The organism is Archangium lipolyticum (assembly GCF_024623785.1).
Classification (GTDB): Bacteria; Myxococcota; Myxococcia; order Myxococcales; family Myxococcaceae; genus Archangium; species Archangium lipolyticum.
Map to the genome: position 1 here is coordinate 172,456 of NZ_JANKBZ010000011.1, position 21,867 is coordinate 194,322.

A 21,867-nucleotide genomic window follows, 5' to 3' on the forward strand; every position below is an offset into this window, starting at 1 on the left:
GCGCGGGCGGTGCATGGGGTGAGCCAGCGATTCAGCGCTGGAAGCCTGGATAGGGTTCCCTTGTGAATTCAGGAACTTCCAAGCCGCCCTCATGGCAGGGCGTTCCGTACCACGTCCTCGCTTCCGTCCAGGCGCATCCGCCTCGCTGGACGAACGTCCACGCAGCGAGACAGAAATGTCCGGCACACGGGACGCACCTGGAACAGGCGCGCCGACCCGGAAACCTCACGCGGATGGGCGCTCCGAGGCCGATGCGAGCACACGCGCCGGCTCGAAGGCGGCGGCCACTTCGCTGTGCCCGTGCTCGATGAGCTCGGCCACGGCGCGGCCCGTGAGCGCGCTCGTGAGGATGCCCTGCCCCGCGTGCCCGCTCGCGATCAGCACCGAGCTCGTCCCCGGATAGCGGCCGATGAGGGGCTTGCCCCCCGGCGTCACCGAGCGCAGTCCCGCCCAGGCCCGGACGAAGCGCGCCTCGCGCAGCCTCGGCGCCAGCTTCGCCACTGTCGCCCCCAGGTGCATCAATCCCGTGGGCGTCACGTGGCACGCGAAGCCCGCGTCCTCCTCCGTGGCTCCCACGACGATCTCCCCCGTGCGCCAGGGCGCCAGGTACGTGGGCCCCGACACCACCCGCGTCAGCCGCACTTCCGGGTGGAAGATCGTCAGCATCTGCCCTCGCACGGGTTTCACCGGCAACGCCGGCAGCCCGGCGATTCCCCCGGACCATGCCCCCGCGCACACCACCAGCATCCCGGCCCGGAGCGTCTCGTGCTCCGTCCGCACCTCGACGCCCCCGTCCACCTCGGCCACCGAGCGAGCGCTCTCGCCCAGGCGCACCCGCGCGCCCTTCCGGTGCACGTCGTGCAACAGCGCGTTGAGGTAGGCCTCCGTGTCCACCATGTAGCCCTGCTCGGTGACGAAGGCTCCGAGGATCGGCGTCCCCTCCAGCGCGGGCTCCAGCTCCACCACGTGCGCCGCGTCCGTCCACGTCCCCAGCCACTCGGGATGGCTCGCGGCCTTCTGACCGAGCGCGTCCCGGCCCTTCGCGTCCATCGCCACCCGGAGCACGCCCTGGCCGCGGCGCAGGTGCGGGCCTTCACCCAGTGAGGCGAGCTCCTCGGTCAGCGCACCGTGCGCCGCCCGCGTGAAGGCGAGCATGTCCGGATCGTCCAGCAGCCGCACCGAGGGAATCGCCACCCCCGCCGCCGCTCGCGAGCCCTGCCCTCCCGGCTCCACCGGGTCCAACACCGTCACCCGAGCCCCGAGCGCCGCCACCCGGCGCGCCACCGACAGGCCCATCACTCCCGCCCCGAGGACGAGGATGTCCTGGCTCCCACTCATCGGTCCGCCTCGCTCCAGCGCACCGCCTGCATCCGCATCTCGCAGGTGTAGCGGCCCCGCTCGTCCTTCAGCCACAGCTGCTCCGGTGCCGGGTACATCTCCTCCACCGAGAGCTGCTCCGCCGCTCGCGACAGGTACAGCAGCAGCTCCAGCGCGAACGGAGATGCCGTGTCGATCAGGTACGGCTTGCGCTCCGTGGTGCTGCGCATGAACACGAAGCGTGGCCAACCACTCGCGCGGCGCTCGCGCTCCACCGCCAGCAGCAGGTCCATCCCGCTCACCTGCGAAAACGTGGTGGTCGGCAGCTCCCACCGCTCGCGCTGATACACCGCGCCGCCGATGCTCAGCCTCGGCAGGTGGCGGCCGTGGGTGCGCAGCTTCGCGTGCAGCACCTGCGGGTGCGCCAACGCCGCGAACGGCGGGTACGTGTTGAAGTCGTCCAGCGGCATGTACAGCGAGAGCCTCTGCCCCTCACCGTCCACCAACACCGGGCCCTCCCGCGTGGGCAGCACCTTCACCTCGTGCGGCTTCAGCGCCCCCTGCTCCACGTCCAGCACGTCCGACACCGAGTACACCAGCCTCCGCCCAGGGTAGACGTAGAACCCCTTGTTGCGCCGGCGGATCGCGAGCCCCACCAGCCCTCGTGCCGCGGGCTCACGCTCCAACCACTGGCCGGCCACCGACTCGTAGCGCGCCCGGTCCGGATAGAAGGCGCTCAGCCAGCTCCACAGCATCAGGTGGTGGTGCACGCGGGCGCACATCACCTCGTAACCGTTCCCCGTCGCCGCGAGGCACACGTCCGGCAGCGCGTAACGGCCTCCCGGCTTTGAGGTGCCCAGGAAGTCCTCTGGCAGCGTCCGGGCCCGCGACATGTCCTCGTCGAGCAGGATCGGCGGCACCGGCGCGAAGCGGCTCCCCGCCACCTGGTCCGGACGCAGCCGCACCGCGTACTCCAGGAAGTCCAACGGGCGCTCCTCGGAGCCCAGTGCGTCGCGCACCTGCTCGCGGTAGCTGCCCTGCACCCGGTCTCCGTAGGCCGCCGAGAGCTCCAGTCCTCCCGACAGCTTCGCCGCCATCTCCTCGCTGAAGCGCCGGCCCAGCTTCAACCGGAAGGGCGAGGAGGCCTCCTCGTAGAGGATGAGCCGGTCCGAATACACCTGTCCCTCTCCCCGGCGCGCGGGCTTGCCCGTGTACTCGGTGAAGCGCGTCTCCAACGTCTGCAACAGCTCCCGGCGGCGTGCCAGCCCCGCCCCCTCGAACCCGGCGCGCAGCCGCTCCAGCTCGTCCAGCCGCGACAGCCAGCGCTCCCGGGTCTCGGACGCGGGCAACGCCACCACCGCCTCGCGCAGGCTCTCGAGCGTGGCGAAGTCGTTGGCCACGAAGGGCAGCCCCAGCAGCACCACCGCCGACTTCACCAGCGGCACCACCCACCGCTCCACCGTCTCCACCGGCACGCCCAGCTCGCGCGCGGCCGCGTCCAGCGTCGGCGCCGTGGGCAGCACCCCGAGCAGCCGCTCCGCCTCCGGCGACAGCGCCACCTCCAGCTTCAGCGGCGCACAGCCCGCCCGGCCCGCCTCCACCTTGAAGATCGGATTGATCCGCAGCGGCAGGTGCGGGCGCACCGCGCGCTCCCGGCCCACCGCCCGCGCCAGCTCGGTGACCGCCCAGAACGTGAGGAAGGTGCGCCGCCGCGTACTCCCGCTCGGCACCACGCGCACGTCCGTGCCGTCCTCGCCGTCGCACTCGCCGTAGGAGATGGGACCGAAGAAGCTCGTCGTCTCGTTCTTCGCGCAGAAGCGTTGCAGGTACGTGTAGACCTGCCGCTCCACCCGGCGCGCCTCCGAGTTGTCCGGCCGCGCTTCCCCCTCCAGGTAGCGCGACCAGACGTTCTCGTACATCGCCGGGTTGGAGAAGAAGACGGCCTCCTGGATGGCGGGCTCCGCCGCTCGCTCGCGCAGGCGCCTCCGCAGTTCCTGCCGCTCTCCGGTATACCGGGCCGACAGCGCCGCCCGGCGCGAGCGGTAGCGCTCCAGCGCCTGCTGGCACCCGGGCCCGTACTTCGGCTTGAGGGAGGGCTCCCTGCCCCGCTCCAACGCCTCGCGGGCCGAGCGCGCCGCGTCCTCGCCCCCCGCGCCGCGCACCGCCTCCACCAGGGCCCGCTCGTCCTCCAACAGCACCGCCACCTCGGACCGCAGCGACTCCGAGAAGCCCAGGCCCTCCAACCAGTCGAATGGGAAGCCCGCGTGACGAAGTACGAAGACGTCGCCCAGCGTCCAGCGCCCGCTCATGCCTGTACCCTCTCGAGGACCGCCCGGCCCACCAGCGTCTCTTCCACCCTGGCGCGCTGTGACTCCGGCAACGTCGCGAAGAGCTCTCCCGCCGTCACCGGGTGCTCGGCCCCGACGATCACCGGCACCAGCCGCGCGTCCACCGCCAGCACCCCTCCCGTGCGCAGGTTCGCCGCGTACCAGGACAGCTTCGCCACTCCGTCCAGCGTCGCCGGCAGTTGCACCAGCGCGCAGTCTCCATCCAGCCGCAACCGGTCTCCTCCGGAGGACAGGGTCCTCGGTGGGTGGAGCGAGGCCCAGGCCACCCGGCCAGGACTGAGCGGCGCACGTTGCAGCAGCTGCCCCGCCAGCGAGCCCATCAGCTCCGGGAGCCGGTCGCGAGGCACCGTCCCGGGGGCCTCGAAGGGCACGGTGCGCGCCAGATCCCAGCCCTCGGGCGATGGGAGGAAGCGCACCGGCACGCCCGCGAAGTCCTCGCCGGGACGCCCGCGCGTCCAGTGGAACCGCCTCACGCCCGAGACCCAATCGAACAAGGGCCGCTGGCCGAGCAGTTCGAGGGTCCGCTCGTGCGCGGGCTCGTCCACGCCGGGAGCCCCCACCCACCACTCCGCCACCACGCGCACTCCAGCGGAGCGCAGGCGCTCCACCGCGGCGGCCAGCGCCTCCAGCGGCACGTACCCACCATCGGTCCCCAGCACCCCGCGCTCGTCCACCGCGCAGAAGCCCACCACCACCGTGAGGCAGCCACTCGCCACGAGCAGCTCCGGCTCGAGCAGTGCCCTCAGCGCCACGTGGCCCGCCCAGGGCCCACCATCCGCGGGCGGACGCGCGTCCTCGGGGCACCAGGTGAGCGGCTCCCGTGCATCCAGATCCAATGACGCCACCCGCCAGCGCAGGGGCACCACGTCCTCGGGGAAGGAGGCCCGCTGGAAGGCAGGGAGCGTGGACAGCACGGCGCGGTGGGCGCTCGCGAACGGGCCCGCCACCTCCAGCGGTACCGAGGCCGGGCAGGCCCCCGCCAGCTTCACCGCCGCCGGGAGTTGCAGATCCTTCTCCAGCCACAGCCTCACCCGCTCCGCGGCCGAGAGGAAATCCGACGCATGGGCCAGATCCTCGTCGAAGATCGCGGATTGCTGGACGTTGCGCAGCACGTCCACCACGCGCTGGGTGGTGCCGCCCTCCAGCTCGATGTCATCCAGCCGCAGGCGCACGCCCGACGGGGGGCCGGAGAGCGCCGTCAACATCGCGCCCAGGGCCCGCAGGGGCCGGTGCGCATCCGCTCCACTGCGCTTCAGCAACACGCGCGCGGCGCGCAGGAGCAACAACTCCCGCATCGTCTGGGGGGTGGCGACAGCGCGCTCCCGGGCCTGCACCGCTCGCGAGAGCGTCTCCGGGGCCAGCACGCGCTGGCAGAAGGTACGTGCCACGTCGATCACGCACCAACCCTCGGGCGCGTCCGGCACGCACGTCACGTCACGGTGGGGAGGCAGGACGAGCAGCTTCATCCGCGCGCCTCCGTTCCCCAGAGGAAACAGCAACGCAGCTCCGCCGTGTGCCGCCCGCCGGCCGCGTCCAGCCACAGCTGTCCGGGAGCCGGAAGCATCTCCGAGACCATGACTTCCCCCTTTTGCTCGAGCAGGTTGACGAAGACGCGCAGCAGCGCCGGGCTCCGCACGTCGATGAGCACCGGCTTTCGCTCGCCCGGGAACTTCGCGAACACGTGGTCCGGCAGTCCCCTTCGCGCCCAGATGCCCACCGCCGTCTGGAGCCGGGCCCGGTCATCCTTGCACGCGAGGAGCGCGTCCCGGTCCTCCGCCTCCAGCCGCCACTGCTCGCGCTGAAGCACCGCGCCGCCCAGCACCACCCGGGGCGTGTGCGCGCCCAGGGACACCCGCAGGGGACGGATGCGCGGCAGGGCGAAGGCCGTCTGCACCAGGCTCTCCATCTCACCATTGTAGAGGCACACCTCCGAGCCCAGCCGCGTGGACAACAGCCGCGCCGTGCGCCCGTCGCTCTCCACCTGGAGGTCATCGAAGGGCAACCGCCACCCCGAGGCCCGGGCGCTCACTCCGCCCAGCTCCACCACGGGCCCGGGGAACTCCGAGGGCAGCAGTCCGGTGCGCCGCGAGGCCAGCACGGTGACGAACGGCACCGGCCGCCGCAGCGCACCGAGGGCCCGCACCATCTCGCTCTCCACCCGCCTCCGCTCCTCGTGGAACTGCAGCGCCCAGCCCCACACCAGGGCCGTGTCGTGCACGTCCCCCACCACCAGCTCGTAATCGCCGCGGCTCCAGGCCTCCACGTCCGAGGCCCCGATGAGCAGATCGATCGACGTGACGATCGGCAGGTCCACGTCCTCACGAGGCGTGGGGAGCGCCGAGGGCTCCAACTCCACGCGGGAGGCCGCCGGATCGGGGAGCGCCGCCGCGAGCGCCGCGGCCACCGTGGTGTCGTATGGCAGCGGCCGATCTCCGTACGCCGCCACCACCTTCCAGAACGGCACCGTGCGCGCCCCCACCAGGGCCGCCACGGCCGCCCGGGCCGCCTCACGCGTGCGCAGCGCCGCCTCGGCCATCAACCCGAGCGCTGGCTCCAGCTTCCGCGTCAGCTCCCGTGCACGCTCGCCGCCCACCGTGAGGCGCAGGTCTCCGCCGCACTCCTCCCGCATCGGAAGGCGGTCCTGGTAGAAGTTGTGGCTGTCCCCGCTCGACGCCGGAGCCGGTGGCGCCACGCTCCAGCGCTCCCGGGCGCGCTTCGCCATCTCCTCGTTGAGCGCCATCTTGCCCGCCGCGTCCGCCGCGCCGTAGCGGGCCATCAGCCGCAGCAGGCCCTCCAGCTCCCGCAGATGGTCGCGAGCCACCGGGCCGGGAATCCCGGCGAGGCGCTCGGTCAGGTCCTCCAGCGGGTGGTGCGAGGCCGCGGGCACCTCGAGCTGGTGGGTGAGCAGGTTGCGTTGGAGCCCGAAGTGGACGCACTCGAGCAACAGCGGCCACTCCACCCCGAGCGCCTCGCGCAGGGCCGACAGGGGCCGCGTCCCGTCCACCGCCTCCATCAGCCTCGGGAGCACATCCTCCACGCTCGCCGCCGGGGGCGCCGGCCCCTTGCGCGGGGGCAGCACGGCGAAGGACTTGCGGCGCAGGACGAGCCAGGGCGCCACCTCGGGGTCCGCCGCGATGGCGCGCACGAGGCCCAGCACCAGCCACGAGGCGGCGAAGGTGTTGCGCCCCACCAGCAGCTCCGGACCGGACCAGCGCACCGAGACGCCCGTGGGCGCGTCGGGCTCCACCCGGCCGTAGTTGATGGGACCGAAGAAGCTCATCGTCTCGTTCTTCGCGCACAGCCGCTGCAGGTAGCTGGCCACCTGCCGCTTCAGCCGCGCTCCCTCCCGGCCGGCGAGCAGATCCCTCGCCACCGGAGGGCTCGAGCTGGCCACCGCCTCCAGGAAACGCGGCTCGGTGCGCAGCGCCGCGAGCGACGCCTCCACCCCGGCCAACTCCCGGGTGAACGCCGTCTCGAAGGAGGACGCGGCCTCCTGCGCGGCCCGGGCCAGCGTGTTGTAGGCGGCGAAGGACTCGGGAGACTCCAGTCCCTCCACCTCCACCGGACGCCCCGCCTTCAACGCCGCCAATACCCCGGGCGGAGGACGGCGCAGGCGCGGACCGCTGGCCTTCAGCCCCTCCAGCTCACGCCGGGCAGCCCACAACTTCCGGGCGCTCGCCGCGGCCTCGGGACAACGCAGCCGCTCCAGCCGCTCGAACGAGAAGCCGGTGGTGCGCACGACGAGGTGAGGAAAGACGCTCCAACCCTTCATGGGTGACGCACCCCGGCCCATCTGCCTCTGGAAAGGCAAGGCTCCCTAGTTCTTCGGCAGCGGTACGGCCTCGATCTCCTGATCCGGCACCGCCATCACCCACCGGGACCACACCGGCAGGTTCGGGCAGGTGACGACGACCTCCAATTCCTTGCCAGCCTCGATGGGCGCCGTCACCGGCGTGGCGCCGGGCAGCATGTCCGCGCCCACCTTGACGAAGCAGCCCGGCTGCCCGCCCACGTGCAGCGTGCCCTTGCCGTCCGACTCCGACTTCGCCTCGGGCAGGGTGTGCACATCGATGAGATCCTTGCGCACCGGAATCCCGAAGCGGCGCAGGCGTCCGTTCATCGCCGTGGAGACGACGTTCTGGCGGGCCCCCTCCAGGCTGAGACTCGAGGTGTCCTCCACCCGGAGGCCCGCGATGTAGAGCTGCTCGCCCGGCGCGCGGTTGATCACCTCGACGCCTCCGCCGGAGAGCAGCTTCGGAGCCACCAGTCCCACCCCTCCCACGAGCAGCAGCGCGACGCCGCCGAGGAGGACCCACTTGAGCGGCGAGGACTTCGGGGCCGCGGCGGCGACAGGAGCGGCAGGGGCCACCGGGGCGGCCGGAGCGCGGGGAGGCGCGGCCATCGGAGCCGGAGCGGCCGGGGGAGCCGCCTGGGGCACAGGGCGGTTGGCCACCGGGACCGAGGGCTGCACCGCGGCTCCGGACGAGCGGGGCGGCACCGCGGGAGTGGAGATGGACGCACGCGGCGGGACGGATGCCGACGGACGTGCCGCCACGGTCGGCGGAGGCGGAAACGCCACGGGGGGCGCGGGCCGGCCCTGCACCGCGAGCGCCGGCTCGTTCTGCGTCGGAGGCTCGGGAGGCAGGGCGTTGGGGGCGATGAGTCCCTGGGTCGCCGGACGGTAGACCTCGGTGCGCTCGTCCGGAGGGAGCGCTCCCACGGGCAGAGGTTTCTGCGCCAGGCGAGGGGCCGCGACGGGGTGCTGGGGCACGGGCGGCGGGGCGCTATGCGACCCTGTACCCGTGCCCACCCCGGACCGCGCACCCGCGGCGGGCTTGACCGGCGCACTCGTGTCCGCGGGCGCCGCCATCTCCAGCGTGGGGCTCGGCGGAGGAGGCGCGGGAGGACGAGGCCCGCTGCCCGTGAGCCCTGGCGTCCCGCCCACGCCCGGGAACGAGCCGGACATCGGGCCGGCGATGGGACCGAACTCCGCGAGCCGCTCGCCCAGGGTGGCCTTGAAGAACTGGGCCACGGCCGCCGGCGACGAGTTGAGCCGGTGGTGGGCCATCACCGCCTCGATCTCCTCGCGCACGGCGGCGGCGGAGGGCGTGCGGCGCGCCGGGTCCTTCACCAGGGCGCGCAGGATGAGATCCGACACGTCCTGGGGGATGGTGGGCTTGAGCTGCGACGGCACGGGGGCCGGCTCGCGGACGATCGCGTTGAGCGTGGCCGCGTCATGGTCGCGCTTGAAGGGCAGCTGGCCGGTGAGCAGCTCGAAGAGCATCACGCCCAGGGCGAACACGTCGTTGCGTGCGTCCAGGGAGCGGCCCGCGGCGGCCTCCGGGGAGATATAGGAGATCTTCCCCTTGAGCACGCCCGCCTGGGTGTTCTCCTCGCCCTGCACCTTGGCGATGCCGAAGTCGCTCAGCTTGATGGCGCCATCGAGCGAGATGAGGACGTTGTGCGGGCTGACGTCGCGATGCACCACCGGGTGGGGCACACCGGCCGGGTCCACGTAGCTGTGCGCGTAGTGCAGGCCCGCGGCCGTCTCGGCGACGATGCGCAGCGCGTGCTCCATGGGCAGCGCGAGGCCCTTGCGCCGCAGCTCGTTCATCAGCTTCTTGAGATCCGGGCCGCGGACGTACTCCATGAGGATGTAGGCCACGCCATCGGACATGCCCACGTCGAACGTCTGCACGACGTTGGGGTGCGTGAGGCGCGCGTTGGCCCGCGCCTCGGCGAAGAGCATGTCGACGAACTCGGCGTTCTCCGCGAACTGCGGGAGAATCTTCTTCATCACCAGGAACTTCTCGAACCCCTTCACGCCCACCTGCTTGGCGAGGAACACCTCGGCCATGCCGCCCTGGCCCAGCCGGCGGATGACCTGCAGCTTGCTGGCGCTGATGGAGTTGCTGATGTCCGAGTTGCTGCCCTTGTTGCCGCTCGGCTCCACGTTGGTGGAGCCAAAGAGGTACTGGCTGAGGGCGCGCGGCTCGAGCGCCTCGATGTCCTCCAGCGGCTGGTCCACCAGCGACGAGCGGTTGAGCAGCGGCATCAGCTGGGGCACGGCGGGCAGGCGCGCGGTGCCGCCGCAGATGGGGCACTGGCGCTCCGGGCTGGCGTTGGCGCGCAGCTTGGCCAGGTACTCGGAGGCCAGGGCGCGCTGATGGTGCTCATGGCCGCAGTTGCGGCACTCGCACGGCAGCCACAGCGTGCCGATCTTCGCGGAGAGCGGCCTGGTGAAGCGCGCCAGGGCATTGAGCACCGGCGGTGGCACGCGGCACAGCACCACCTCCTTGGCGCCCTGCGCCGCCATGGCCAGCACCTGCTCCAGCTTGGGCACCGCCTCCGGCTCCACCTTGGTGACGTGGGCGAAGTCGAACGCGACGCGCCCCTCCAGGCCCGAGGCCAACCGGCGCACGTTCAGGTCACCCTTCAGCTCGCTGGCCAGGGTGACGTAGGTGATGTCGTCCTGGACGATCTTCAGGTGCGTGGTGAGCGACGTCGGCGCGCTGGGCGTGGTGGCGCGCAGGTAGCGCATCACCACCGGATCCACCGTGCCGAACTGCTGGCGCCTGGCGTAATCGAAGAACTCGCTCGGCAGGTCCGCGAACTCCAGCTTGCCCGCGCACACGGGGCAGGAGTGCTCCGGCGCACGGCCCTCGGCGATGACGGCCGACTCCGTCTGCAGGTCCACCAGCCGCAGCCGGTCCTCCCCACAGGCGCGGCACGTGTAGGGCGCGAGCACCGACAGCACCCGCGCCACGCCGACGAAGCCCTCCACCATGTTGAGCTGGTCCACCATCACCGGTGGCGCGTTGACCACGTACAGCGAGATGGCACCCGGAGGCAGCTTGCTGGCGAACTCGATCCACCGCCGCACGCCAAAGGAGCTGATGCGCTCCACCTGGCCCAGATCCACGATGAGCAGCCCACCGAGCTCTGGCGACGCGGACGTCAGCGGGAACGTCTCGTCGATGATGCCGGCGATGCGGACGTGGTTGATGGTACCCACGCGCACGCGGCTGATAGTGGCATTGGAACCCTGCGTCTCCACCGTCCCGCTCCTCATTCCGACTGGAAGTACAGCAACGACTTGGGAAGCGCCGCGCGGCGGCGCGCCTCCCCCAACCCGACCACGCCCAGCATCCGCGTCTCCTTGCCTGGTACCACGCGGACCGCGATCAGCTCACACGCCTCCAGGATGCGCCGCATCCCGAGCCCCGCTCCACCGCCCGAGGCATTCACCTGCATCCGCCCGCCCAGCGACGCCACCGCCCGCGCGATGGGCCCGGGAGTCAACCGCCCGAAGCGGTCCACCGCCTCCAGGTAGATGCCACCCTCCCCCACCGCGAAGGACACCTGACAGACGTGCTCCGGGGCCACCGCCTGCACGGACTCCCGCTGGTGGGCATAGAGCGGCGTCCCCTTCGCATCCACGGGCGCGTCCAGCAGCGCGTTGGCGGCCAGCTCGTGCATCACCTCGGCCGCCAGGCTCGCCGCGTTGCGGCTGCCCTTGGAGGCCTCCACCAGCGCGGCCGCCTCGGACGAGGCGCCCTTGAGATCCAACACCCGCTCCAACCACAGCTTCGCCACCGCCGCCCCGGGGGGCATCAGCGACTCGCCCCGCAGGAGCGAGGCCAGCACCCGCATCTCCCACGCGGACGGAGTCCCCCCCGGCTCGCGTGTGGCCAATAGCAGGGATGGTGGGGTCCTCTCGAGGTGCGCGGCATGAGACGGACCCAGACGGCCATCGAAGAGGACCAGCTCCCGAGCCGGAGCGCGCGTACTTCCCCCACCCTCCACCAGCGGTAGTCCACTGCGGACGAGCCCGGGCGTGGCCAGCTCCAGCGCGGCGGGAGCCAGGGAGGGGTCTGCGACCAGATGGAGGCCGGTAGCGGCCTCCGGGCGATGGGCGGCTCTCACGTGACGGCTCGGTGACTCAGTACTGGTATTTGATCTCGCTGAAGACGCTCAGCGGCGGTGCGGGGAAGCCGTGGGACTCCTCGTACCTCGCGTTGAAGAGGTTGGAGCCGAGCAGCGACACCGTCAGCCCCTTGGTGACGTTGGCCCCCACGCGCGCGGTGGCGGTGAAGTAGCCGGGCAGCTTCACCTGCTCGAGCTCGCCCGTCTGCGCGTTCGCCAGGAAGCCCGGGTCATACCGCTCACCCACGAACAGGGCGTACAGCTCGGCGAAGGCGAACTTGCCGAAGTTCGTCCGGCCCCGCGCGTACACGCGATGGGCGGGCGCGTAGTCCAGCGGCCGGTCCGGCCGGCCCTCGAAGGCAAGCGCGCGCGCATCCAGGAACTGGTACGCCACGTCGAAGGAGGAGTTGATGGACGCCACCTGCGCCGCGGCCTCCACCTCGAAGCCCCTCACGCGCGCGTCACCGACGTTCTTGAACTGCGACGTGGAGCCGAAGAGGAGCTCCTGGTTGATGAAGTTCTTCGCCAGGTTGTAGAAGCCCGTGCCCGTCACGCGCACCGTACGGTCGAACGGCCAGAAGTCGACCGACGCCTCGACGGTGTCCAGCGTCTCGGCGCGCAGGTTGCCGTTGCCGATCAGCGTGGCCGCGTACATCTGCTGGTTGATGGCCAGCTCCGCCAGCGTGGGGGCGCGGAAGGCGCGGCCGTAGTTGGCGCGGAAGGTCAGGTCCGGCCGGGCGTGGAAGACGACGCTGGCACGCGGGGAGAGCTGATCCGTGCGCGCCTGCCAGATCTTCTCGGGGATCATGTACTTGTCGTAGCGGGCACCCGCGCTGACCACGAGCTGGCTGAGGGGCCGGTACTCCGCGTCGACGAAGCCACCGGCGATGTCCTGGCGGGTCTCCTCCAGCGACAGGCCGGGCAGCACGTTGGGGTTGTTGACCAGGTCGTTCTTGTAGTCACCGCCGAAGGTGAGCGTGAGATCACCCAGGGTGAGCAGCGCGCGGGCCTCGGCACCCAGCCGGCGGCGCTTGCCGAGCGCCGTGTTGGGGGTGTCGTTGAAGGCGTTCTCCATCTGCACTTCGCGGCGCTTGAAGAGCGTGTAGCCCTGGGCGAACACGCGCAGGTTGTCCGTCACCTGCTGGTCCACCTGGGCGCTGGCGTTGAAGTTCTGCACGCGCTCGACGTCGTTGGGCGTGTAGTGGCAGCGGCCGCAGTTGCCCACGGTGGAGATCTGCTGGCCACCCGGGCGGCCGATGTCGGCGTCGGTGAAGGCGGCATCCAGCGCCACGCCCTTCACGTTCAGCTTGCCGCTCACCTGGTGCACCAGCGAGTCCTGGTTGGTGTCCACGCGGCCCGTCTTCGGATCATTGAAGAGCTGCGGGCCGTCCGAGCCGAAGCCGTAGTAGTTGACGAGCGCCTCCACGGGGCCGCCCCGGCCGGCCGCGGTGGCCTGCGCGCGCCAGGTGCGGTCCTGGCCCGCCATCAGCCGCGCGTCCACGCCCCAGTCGCGCCCGTCCTGCATCAGGTCCGACGGCTGGCGCTCGATGATGTTGATGACGCCGCTGAAGGCGTTGGAGCCGTACAGCGACGAACCGGGGCCGCGGATGACCTCGATCTGCTTGAGGTTGTTCAGCGGCGTGGTCTCGTCCGCGTAGAACTGGCCCGTCCACGGGTCCGTCAGCGGCCGGCCGTCCTTGAGCAGCAGGAGCCGGTTGGAGAGGTAGTTGGAGCCCAGGCCGCGCGCGCTCACCGCCGCCTTGCGCATGGAGCCCCGCCGGCACTCCATGCCGGGGAAGTACTGGATGGCCTCGCACAGGGTGAACTGGCCGGTGCCCTCCAGCTCCTCGGCGGGAATCCAGGACACCGTCATCGGCACGTCCGCGATGCGCTGGCTGCGCTTGGAGGCCGTGGACACCACCGCCTCGCTCAGCAGCTGCTGCACGGACTCCTCCAGGGAGTCGGTGCCGGGACCGGCGAGCGGATCCGGGATGTCCACGCCGGCCAGGGCGGACGGCGGGGGCAGCGGACGCGTGGTGGACGGCCCGGAGAAGGGCGCGCTCTTGGGGATGTTGGACGAGGACGGCGCCGGCAGCGGCAGCGGCTTGCGAGCCTTCGGAGCATCCGCGCCCTGAGAAGCCGGAGCCTCGGCCGCCGGTCCCTTCGCGGTGCTCGCGGAAGCAGCCGGGGAAGACTTCGTCTGCGCCGCCCCACCACTGCTGGCGGCGAGGCCACACACCAGCCCGACGAGGGCCGGGAGCCAAGCGATTCGAGTCGAGTGCATCGTTCTCTACGTCCCGCGAGTTGAAGAAGAAGCGTTCGAGGACACGTCCATGGTCGCCGACCGGTGCGCTCCCCACGCCGTCCCCGAGACGGCCGTCCCCAAACGCCCAGGTTGTTGAATGGTGGGTACTCTATCTTTTCGACGAGGAAAAAGTCGCCCCCCGCCCGGGTCAGTCATCCGGCTGCTCCGCCGACACGTCCAGGGCATCGGCGAAGGAAGGCAGCACGGGCTGGAGGGCCGCCGGCTCCATGAAGGCCTTCGTCTCCACGCGCAGTGCGGGGGCTTCCACCAGCACGGGCTGGCGGCGGGGCGGACCGCTCTGGAGGAGCTTGCGGAAGTCCTCCAGCTCCTTGCCCTGCACGGCCACGAAGGCGCCGAAGGGGGCCACCGCGTCGAGCTTCGGCAGGTTCTCCTTCAGGTCATCCACGTTGCCCTTCATGCCCACCAGGACGGCGCCCGGCACCCGGGTGCTGCGGAAGAGCACCTTGACCCCCTGTGGCACGTGCGTCAGCGGAACCAGGGCGGCCTCGGCGCCCTTGGCCTCGAGCATCTTGAGGGCGGACTCCACGTTGGGCACCGGGGTGAGCTTGAAGTGCTTCCTGGCGTCCAGGTCACCGGCCAGCACCACGTTGGTGACGAACTTGGGATCCGTCGCGCCCGCGCCCTTGACGATGGCGAGCCGCGCCCCGGCCAGCTCCTTCATCGAGCCCTTCGAGAGGGAGACGATGGCCCAGCGCTGGGACGTCTCACCGGAGAGCGGAGCGAGCGCCACCGGGGTGGCCTTGGCCAGCTGCACCGCGGCCCACGAGTCCACGACGGCGAAGTCGACGATGCCCTCGGAGACGGCCTTCGAGAAGTCCTCGTAGCGGGCGAAGCTCTTGGCGGCGGTGGGCCGGCCGGTGGCCGTCGACAGCTTCGCGGCGAGCGCCTCGGCGTACTGGAAGCGCTGCTGGCCGTCGGTGAGGGTGGTGGGCAGGAAGACGCCCAGGGTGGCCTTCTTGGGGGCCGCGCCAGCGGCGGGCGCCCACGCGCACACGAGCGCGAGACCCAGGATGAGCGAGCGAAGGAGGTTCATGGCGTGGTGTCGGAAGCGGTGGCGCTGGAGGACTCGGGGTTGGAGACCGGAGCGGAGTCGGAGAGGCCGTAGAGCATCTGCAGGCGATCCTTCCACTCGCGGACGGTGGCGGCGCGCGGCACGCTGCCCGAGGCGAGGTAGCGGCGGTAGGCATCCACGGCCTCGCCCATGCTGTTGCGGCGCTCCTGGGCGTCGATGCCGAGGTTGAGCGTGGCCTGGGGGACGGTGCCCTCCAGCTTGCGCCAGGTGGCCACGGCATCCGCGGCCTTGCCACCGCGGTAGGCCACGCAAGCCAGGTTGTGCTGAAGGGCGGCACTGTCCGGCGAGAGGGCCAGCGCGGCCTTGAGGGCCTTCTCCGCGGCCTTCATGTTGCCGGACGCGTAGGCGCGCTCGGCCTCGCGGCGGTGGAGGACGCTGGTGAGGGCGCTCGTCCACTGGGCCTGCTCGGGGATGGGGCGCTTGATGGCCGCCGCGAGCGCCTTGCGCGACTGGGGCAGCATGTCGCGGCGGTAGAGGACGTAGGCGTCGGTGAGCTGCCGGGTGTTGGGACGGGCCCACGAGGGCGTCGGGGAGAGCACGCGCTTGAGGAGCGTGGCCGCTTCCGCGAAGCGCCCCTCCTCCGTGTGGGAGAGCGCCTTGGCGAAGCCCGACAGGCGCCCCAGGTCGGACGAGTTGCCGCCGACACCGGCGCGCTCCGCGGACTCCACGTCCTGGCGGGCGCCCGCGCCGTCACCGGCCTCCAGCCGGGCGAAGGCGCGGCGCAGGTAGGCGCGTGAGAGGTTGGCGCGCGTCACCTCGAGGGCGCGCTTGGAGGTGCCGGGGTCCGTCAGCCGCTTGAGGGCCGCGTCCACCTGGCCCAGCTCCATCTCCGCCAGGGCCGAGCCCGCGGACACGTCGGAGATGGAGGCCACGTCCGGCGCCATCTTCTCGGCCTGGGCGAAGGCCTCGAGCGCTTCCTTCGGAGCACCCGCGCCCAGCCGCGCGTAGCCGAGCACCAGGTACTCGCGCCAGGCGGCCTCGGGCAGTTGGATGCCCTGCTCCATCACCTTGCGGGCCTCGGCGTGGGAGCCCTGCTGGATGAGGGCCGCGCCCAGGCGGCGCGCCATGGCGGAGGTGCGCTCCATGTCGAAGGCGCGGCGCAGATCCCGCACCGCGTCGTCCAGACGCCCGTTGCCGGCGCGATCCCGGGCGCGGTGGGCCAGGGCCCGGGCCAGCCACTTCTTCGCGCCGGCGTGCTCCGGCTCCAGCTTGAGGGCCTGGGTGTAGTCGTCGATGGTCAGGTCCCACTGGCCGGTGGAGAAGTGGTCCGCGCCCAGCAGCACGTAGCCGAACGCCTGCTTGGGAGCCATCTCCACCACGCGGCGGTGCACCTCCACGGCGCGCGCGTAGCGGCCGGCGCGGCGATTGACGCTGCCGAGCGTGGCCCAGAGCTCCAGGCTGTCGGCGCCCGACTGCACGGCGCCCTCCAGGAAGGAGATGGCCTCCTCGTTGCGGCCCTGCTTCTGCAGCGCCATGCCCACGGAGATCTGCGCGCCCACGTCACCGGGGGCCAGCTCCAACGCCTTGCGGAACTCGGTCTCCGCCTCGGCGGGGCGGCCCTGGGCCAGGCGCACGTCACCCATCAGCATGTGCGCCGGGGGCGTGCTGCCCAGCTTCAACAGGGCCAGCGCCTGCACCTCGGCGCGTGGCAGCTCCCTGGCGTCCAGCAGCAGCCGGCCCAGGCGCTCCTTGGGCTCGGGCACCTGGGGGAAGCGCCGGGTGAGGCCCTCCAGCAGGGCCATGGCCTCCGCCATCTTCCCTTCCATCTCCAGCACCGCGCCCAGTCCCATCTGGATGGAGACGGACTCGGCGCGGCCCACCTGGGCCCGCTGGAAGGACAAGCGCGCCGCCGCCGCGTCCCCCTTCAACAGGTGGCCCCGGCCGAGCAGCTCGTGGATCTGGTAGTCGTTGCCGGCGATCCTGTCCGGGCGCTGGGCCAGGTAGGCCTGAAGCTCGGCCACCGTCGCCTCGCCGTCCATGGCGATGAGGGCGTAGTAGTTGCCCAGGTAGTAGTGGACGAGCAGGTGCTCGGGCTGGTTGGCCACGGTCACCTTCTGAAGCACCGGCACCGCCTCGTCGTAGCGGCGCAGCTTGAAGAGCGAGATGCCCAGCGGATAGGCCAGATCCAGCGAGTCGGGGTTGGCCGCGTACACGGGCGTCAGCCGCTCGGCGACGCGGGTGTACTCCTGGAGGGCGAGCCCCACCGCGCCGAGGCCGGCGGCGGCCTGGACGGAGCCGGGCTCGGCATCGAGCGCCTTCTCGAAGAGCTCGAGGGCCTTGCGGTACTTGGCTTCCGCGCGCTTCTTGTCGCCGGAGGTGGCGGCGGCGCTCGCGTCCACCTGGGCCGCCTCACCTTCCCGGGCGAGCCGCTGGGACTCGGTCATGGGAGGAGGACGGTACTGGGCGAGCGCGCCCGTGCCGGCGAGCGAATGGGCGAGGACGAGTGCCGCGGCGAGGCGGCGGACGGAGGGACGAGAGGAGCGTCTCATGCGACTCATGGGGAGGCGGGGCTGAACTCGGCGACGACCACGGTGATGTCGTCCTGGGCGGGCAGACCGGCGCTGAAGGCGCGCGCGTCGGCCAGGATGGCATCACGCAGACCCTCGGCGGACAGATGCGCGTTGGCCTGGAGGGCGGCGGCCAGGCGCTGGGTGCCATACTGCTTCTGACTGGCGTCACGCGACTCGGTGAGACCGTCCGTGTACCAGACGATGACGTCACCGGGGCGCAGCTGGGCCTGGCGCGAGGCGTACTGGGAGCTGGCGGAGGCGCCCAGCAGCGCGCCGCGGGCGGGCAGCGAGGCCACCTGGCGCGAGAGGCGGTTGTAGACGATGGGGCTGGGGTGGCCACCGCTCGCGTAGTCGACGACGCCCGTCTGCACGTCGATGACGGCCAGCGCGCTCGACATCTGGTGCTCGCCCCGGCCCACGTGGGACATGGTGACGTTGAGCGAGGAGATGAGGACCTGGGCGGAGAGCTCCTCCGGCGAGCGCATCGTCATGGCGGCGGTGAAGCCGCTGGTGGCGCTGGTGGCCACCAGGGCGGTGGCGAGACCGTGGCCGGTGACGTCGCCGATGCCCACCACCACGCGCCGCTCGTCCAGGGAGGCGCGCATCCACCAGTCGCCGCCGCAGGCATCCGCGGTGACGACGAGGCCGGCGATGCGCAGGGGGCCGGCCTGGAAGCCCTCGCGGCCGGGCAGCAGCGTCTCCTGCACGGTGCGCGCGAGCGACACGTCGCGCTCCAGCTGGGCCTTGGTGCGCACGTCCTCGAGCAGCACCTTGATGCGCTCGGCCATGTGGTTGAACACCACGCCGAGCGTCGTCACCTCGCGTCCGGCGCCGCGGGCCTGCTCGGCGCGCGCGCCCAGGTCTCCGGCGGCCAGCTGCATCACCTTGCCGGTGAGCACGCCCAGCGGCCGGGTGATGCGGCGGCTCTGGAAGGCCACCAGCACGCCGGCCAGCAGCACGAAGCCCAGACCCAGGCCCGACATGGTGGTGGCGTTGCGGCGCAGCGACTCGCGCTTGGTCTCCTCCAGATCGCTCAGCTGCTTCTGCAGCACCTCCATCGAGTAGCTGATGACGACCAGCCCCTGGCCACTCTGCGAGCCGTAGTCGATGGGCTCCTGGTACACGATGATGGGCTTGCCCTGGAAGAGCCCGTTCTCCCAGTCGCGCTTCGGCTTGCGCGTGGTGGGGGTGCCCAGCTTCGCGTCCGGAGCGGAATCCGCGGCGAGCTGGCTGTCCGCGTCGTAGATCTGCACGCGCAGGATGTTGGGATTGTCGGTGATGATGGAGCGCGCCACCTCACTGAGGAAGGCGTAGTTGTTGTCGCGCAGCGAGGTGGCCGAGGTGAGCGACAGGGTGTGGCTGACCGTCTGGCCGAGCTCGCGGGCCTGCTGCTCGATCTGCGAGCGGAAGCGCGCGGAGGACTCCTCGAACTGGGCCTTGGTGGAGACCCAGGCCACGGAGGCGAGCAGGCCCACGATGACGCCCACCAGGATGCCGGTGGTGATGAAGAGGAGCTGATCCAACCGTGGGCCGCGGATGGCCGCCACATCGGGCAGCTCGCCGGCCTCCAGCGGGGCGACGATGGTCCCCGTCATCTCCGGATGGAGCGGGGAGAGCTTCGTCGACGTGAGGCCCGCGACACGGGTGGCCGTGAAGGTGGGCTCGTGCTGTTCGAACGACCCCTCGGGTGGGGGCTGGGAAGGCAGCGGGGCGTTGGACAAGGTGGAACTCTGTGGGGGGGCGCTGGGGGGCGCGACGGCGTTGAAACAGGGAGAGCGGAAGCGACTTTAGCGCACTTTTCCGATTAGGCGAGTACCCCTGTGAGCCCACCAAGTGAATCCTGAGAATCTGGGAGCCCCCTCTCCCACGGGTCCATCCTCTCTCGATACGGCCCCCCTGACACGTGGCGTATGTGCTCGCTCGCATGCCGCCGCGCGCGCACGTGGGCATGACCTGGCGGGTCCTGAAGCCGAGGCTCCCAGCCTGGGCTCCCCCATCAGCCGCCCTGCTGGCTGCCAACAGTCCCTTCCCATCTGGAAACGAGCATCTCACGCGGGCGGTGTGTTCACCGTAACGGGCCGTCCGTCTACGCCGCGGCGCGGCATGTTCGGCGGGCCCGTGACATCCACGGCGTGCTTGAGCGCCGGGGGCACCTTTGCGGTATAGGGGGCCCCGTCCTTTTCCCTCTGACAGAGAGACGCGCGTGCCAAAACCCCGCCTTCTCAACCGCGATGAAGATTCGCTCCCGCTCGATCGGGAGCTCCTGGTCCGGATGCACGACCTGATGGTGAAGGCGCGCGTCCTCGAAGAGCGCCTCATCCAGATGTACAAGCAGGGCCACGGGTACTTCTGGATTGGAGGCCCGGGTGAGGAGGCCTTCAACGTCCCCCTCGGCCTGCTGATGAAGAAGGGCCAGGGCCCGGCCTACGACTACCTGCACGCGCACTACCGCCAGTCGGCCACGATGATGGCCCTGGGCGAGGATCCCATCGGTGCGCTGCGGCAGATGAAGAACGTGGCCGCGGACCCCTACTCCGGCGGCCGCAACTTCGCGGGCCACTTCTCCAAGCGCGAGTGGAACATCGCCCCGGTCTCCTCCCCCATCGAGGTCCAGTACGCGATGGCCCCGGGCACCGCGCTGGCGCAGAAGCGCCACGGCGGCGACGGCATCTCCATCGTCACCGGCGGTGACGCGGGCACGGCCGAGGGCGATTTCGCCTCGTGCCTGGTGTGGAGCTCGCGCCCCGGCAACGAGCTGCCCATCCTCATCATCGTCACCAACAACAAGTGGGGCATCTCCACGCCGGGGGAGACCCAGCACGGAGAGACGCACATCGCGGATCGCGGCAAGGCATTCAACATCCGCACCAAGACGATCGACGGCAACGATCCGATCAACTCCTACCTCGAGCTGAAGGAGGCGATGGAGTACGTGCGCAAGGAGCGCAAGCCGTTCCTCCTGGAGGCGATGGTGTCGCGCCTGTACGGGCACTCGTCGGCGTCCGGCGCCAACTTCGTGGGCAACGAGCAGGACTGCCTGGCCGTCTTCGAGGAGCGCCTGGAGAAGCACGGCATCCTCACGCGCAAGGAGATGGACGAGCTGCGCAACCGCTACACCGAGGACATGGCCGCCATGGCCCGTCAGGTCCGCGAGGAGCCGCTGCCGGCCCCCGAGACCATCTGGAACCACATCTTCGCGGAGAGGAAGTAACCCATGGCCAACATGGCACAGGCCGTTCGCATGGCCCTGCACTACGCCGAGGAGCACCTCGGCGTCACCGACATCTTCGGCGAGGACGTGGGCGCCCCCCTGGGCGGCGTCTTCACCGCCACGCAGGGCCTCAAGACGGCGTGGAACTCGCCCCTGGACGAGCGCGGCATCATCGGCATGGCCATCGGTCTGGCCATGGCCGGCTCGAAGCCCGTCGCGGAGATCCAGTTCGCCGACTACATCTTCAACACCATCGACCTGTTGAAGATCGCCGGCAACACCTGCTGGGCCACCAACGGGGACTGGAACCTGCCCATGGTCGTGAAGACCCCGGTGGGCAGTGGCATCCGCGGGTCCATCTACCACTCGCACTCCTTCGACGCGACGGCCACGCACATCCCGGGCTGGAAGATCGTCATCCCCTCCAACCCGCTGGATGCGTACGGGCTGATGATCTCCGCCTGCCAGGAGATCAACCCCGTCATGTACCTGGAGCCCAAGGCGCTCTTGCGCATCAAGGGCGAGGAGCGGATTCCGGGCGAGCCCGAGGACGACAAGCTGCTGTCGAAGATGATCGACGCGCCGCTGGGAGACCGCTCGCAGTGGAAGCCGCAGTGGCCGCAGCTCGAGGCGTACGCGGTGCCCATCGGCAAGGGCAAGGTGGTGCGCGCGGGCTCGCAGGTGACGGTGGTGAGCTACGGCCGCACGCTGCCGCTGTGCAAGAAGGCCGCGGACGACCTGGCCGCCGAGGGCGTGGACGCCGAGGTCATCGACATGCGCACCCTGTGGCCCTACGACTGGGAGCTCATCAAGGGCTCCGTCGAGAAGACGGGCCGCGTGCTCTACGTGAACGAGGACACCGAGGTGACCAACTTCGGCGAGCACCTGGTGCGCCGCACGGTCGAGGAGCTCTTCTACAAGCTGATGGCGCCTCCTCGGCTGCTCGCTGGCAAGTTCGTTCCGGGCATCGGCCTGGCGGACACGCTGGAGATGGCCTCGGTGCCCCAGCAGGGCGACGTCACCGCCGCCATCCGCTCGCTGGCGTCCGAGCAGCCCTGATTCCCGTGTCACGGTAGGCGGAAGTGTGCGAGGGCGGCCCGGAGAAGAGTCCGGAGCCGCCCTCTACCTTTGCGAGGTCGCCCCCCCCTTGGATAGAC

At 71.2% G+C, this 21,867-nt stretch carries 12 protein-coding genes; 2 read left to right on the forward strand and 10 right to left on the reverse strand.

Annotation, left to right across the window (positions count from 1 at the left end):
- Positions 1 to 225: 225 nt before the first annotated feature.
- The 10 genes from NR810_RS24115 to NR810_RS24165 all read right to left on the reverse strand — a co-directional run bounded on the left by NR810_RS24115 (position 226) and on the right by NR810_RS24165 (position 19,094).
- A complete protein-coding gene (locus NR810_RS24115; RefSeq protein WP_257455710.1) occupies positions 226 to 1,338 on the reverse strand; it encodes an NAD(P)/FAD-dependent oxidoreductase in 1,113 nt (370 codons plus the stop codon).
- Positions 1,335 to 3,626, reverse strand: coding sequence for a lantibiotic dehydratase family protein (locus NR810_RS24120; protein WP_257455711.1), 2,292 nt, complete (start codon positions 3,624 to 3,626; stop codon positions 1,335 to 1,337). Before NR810_RS24120 ends, NR810_RS24115 begins: the two co-directional genes overlap by 4 nt.
- A complete protein-coding gene (locus tag NR810_RS24125; RefSeq protein ID WP_257455712.1) occupies positions 3,623 to 5,131 on the reverse strand; it encodes a hypothetical protein in 1,509 nt (502 codons plus the stop codon). The genes NR810_RS24120 and NR810_RS24125 overlap by 4 nt, the downstream gene beginning before the upstream one ends.
- The gene (locus NR810_RS52200) at positions 5,128 to 7,437 is read right to left on the reverse strand and encodes a lantibiotic dehydratase (RefSeq protein WP_306818465.1); all 2,310 of its coding nucleotides are present in this window, start codon (positions 7,435 to 7,437) and stop codon (positions 5,128 to 5,130) included. Before NR810_RS52200 ends, NR810_RS24125 begins: the two co-directional genes overlap by 4 nt.
- A 45-nt stretch (positions 7,438 to 7,482) precedes the next feature.
- Entirely contained in the window at positions 7,483 to 10,722 is a 3,240-nt protein-coding gene (locus NR810_RS24140; RefSeq protein ID WP_257455713.1) for a serine/threonine protein kinase, read from the reverse strand.
- A gap of 11 nt (positions 10,723 to 10,733) precedes the next feature.
- Complete coding sequence (locus NR810_RS24145; protein ID WP_257455714.1) at positions 10,734 to 11,591, reverse strand: hypothetical protein; 858 nt, start codon at positions 11,589 to 11,591, stop codon at positions 10,734 to 10,736.
- A 16-nt stretch (positions 11,592 to 11,607) separates the two neighbouring features.
- The gene (locus tag NR810_RS24150) at positions 11,608 to 13,875 is read right to left on the reverse strand and encodes a TonB-dependent receptor plug domain-containing protein (protein ID WP_257455715.1); all 2,268 of its coding nucleotides are present in this window, start codon (positions 13,873 to 13,875) and stop codon (positions 11,608 to 11,610) included.
- Between the two features lie 169 nt (positions 13,876 to 14,044).
- The gene (locus NR810_RS24155; RefSeq protein WP_257455716.1) at positions 14,045 to 14,950 is read right to left on the reverse strand and encodes a phosphate/phosphite/phosphonate ABC transporter substrate-binding protein; all 906 of its coding nucleotides are present in this window, start codon (positions 14,948 to 14,950) and stop codon (positions 14,045 to 14,047) included.
- Positions 14,947 to 17,478, reverse strand: coding sequence for a tetratricopeptide repeat protein (locus NR810_RS24160; protein ID WP_257455718.1), 2,532 nt, complete (start codon positions 17,476 to 17,478; stop codon positions 14,947 to 14,949). Before NR810_RS24160 ends, NR810_RS24155 begins: the two co-directional genes overlap by 4 nt.
- Before the next feature lie 5 nt (positions 17,479 to 17,483).
- Positions 17,484 to 19,094: a SpoIIE family protein phosphatase gene (locus NR810_RS24165; protein WP_257455878.1), complete on the reverse strand. Its 1,611-nt coding sequence runs from the start codon at positions 19,092 to 19,094 to the stop codon at positions 17,484 to 17,486.
- 608 nt (positions 19,095 to 19,702) lie between these two features.
- On the opposite strand from NR810_RS24165, the gene NR810_RS24170 reads away from it, so the two are divergent.
- Complete coding sequence (locus tag NR810_RS24170) at positions 19,703 to 20,710, forward strand: thiamine pyrophosphate-dependent dehydrogenase E1 component subunit alpha (protein WP_407653824.1); 1,008 nt, start codon at positions 19,703 to 19,705, stop codon at positions 20,708 to 20,710.
- Positions 20,711 to 20,713: 3 nt separating this feature from the next.
- The gene (locus tag NR810_RS24175) at positions 20,714 to 21,769 is read left to right on the forward strand and encodes an alpha-ketoacid dehydrogenase subunit beta (RefSeq protein ID WP_257455720.1); all 1,056 of its coding nucleotides are present in this window, start codon (positions 20,714 to 20,716) and stop codon (positions 21,767 to 21,769) included.
- Positions 21,770 to 21,867 lie beyond the last annotated feature (98 nt).

Excerpts from the sequence above, each read along its gene's own strand:
- NR810_RS24115 (WP_257455710.1), bottom strand. The coding sequence starts at position 1,338 with ATGAGTGGGAGCCAGGACATCCTCGTCCTCGGGGCGGGAGTGATGGGC.
- NR810_RS24120 (WP_257455711.1), bottom strand. The coding sequence starts at position 3,626 with ATGAGCGGGCGCTGGACGCTGGGCGACGTCTTCGTACTTCGTCACGCG.
- NR810_RS24125 (WP_257455712.1), bottom strand. The coding sequence starts at position 5,131 with ATGAAGCTGCTCGTCCTGCCTCCCCACCGTGACGTGACGTGCGTGCCG.
- NR810_RS52200 (WP_306818465.1), bottom strand. The coding sequence starts at position 7,437 with ATGAAGGGTTGGAGCGTCTTTCCTCACCTCGTCGTGCGCACCACCGGC.
- NR810_RS24150 (WP_257455715.1), bottom strand. The coding sequence starts at position 13,875 with ATGCACTCGACTCGAATCGCTTGGCTCCCGGCCCTCGTCGGGCTGGTG.
- NR810_RS24155 (WP_257455716.1), bottom strand. The coding sequence starts at position 14,950 with ATGAACCTCCTTCGCTCGCTCATCCTGGGTCTCGCGCTCGTGTGCGCG.
- NR810_RS24160 (WP_257455718.1), bottom strand. The coding sequence starts at position 17,478 with ATGAGACGCTCCTCTCGTCCCTCCGTCCGCCGCCTCGCCGCGGCACTC.
- NR810_RS24165 (WP_257455878.1), bottom strand. The coding sequence starts at position 19,094 with ATGACGGGGACCATCGTCGCCCCGCTGGAGGCCGGCGAGCTGCCCGAT.
- NR810_RS24175 (WP_257455720.1), top strand. The coding sequence starts at position 20,714 with ATGGCCAACATGGCACAGGCCGTTCGCATGGCCCTGCACTACGCCGAG.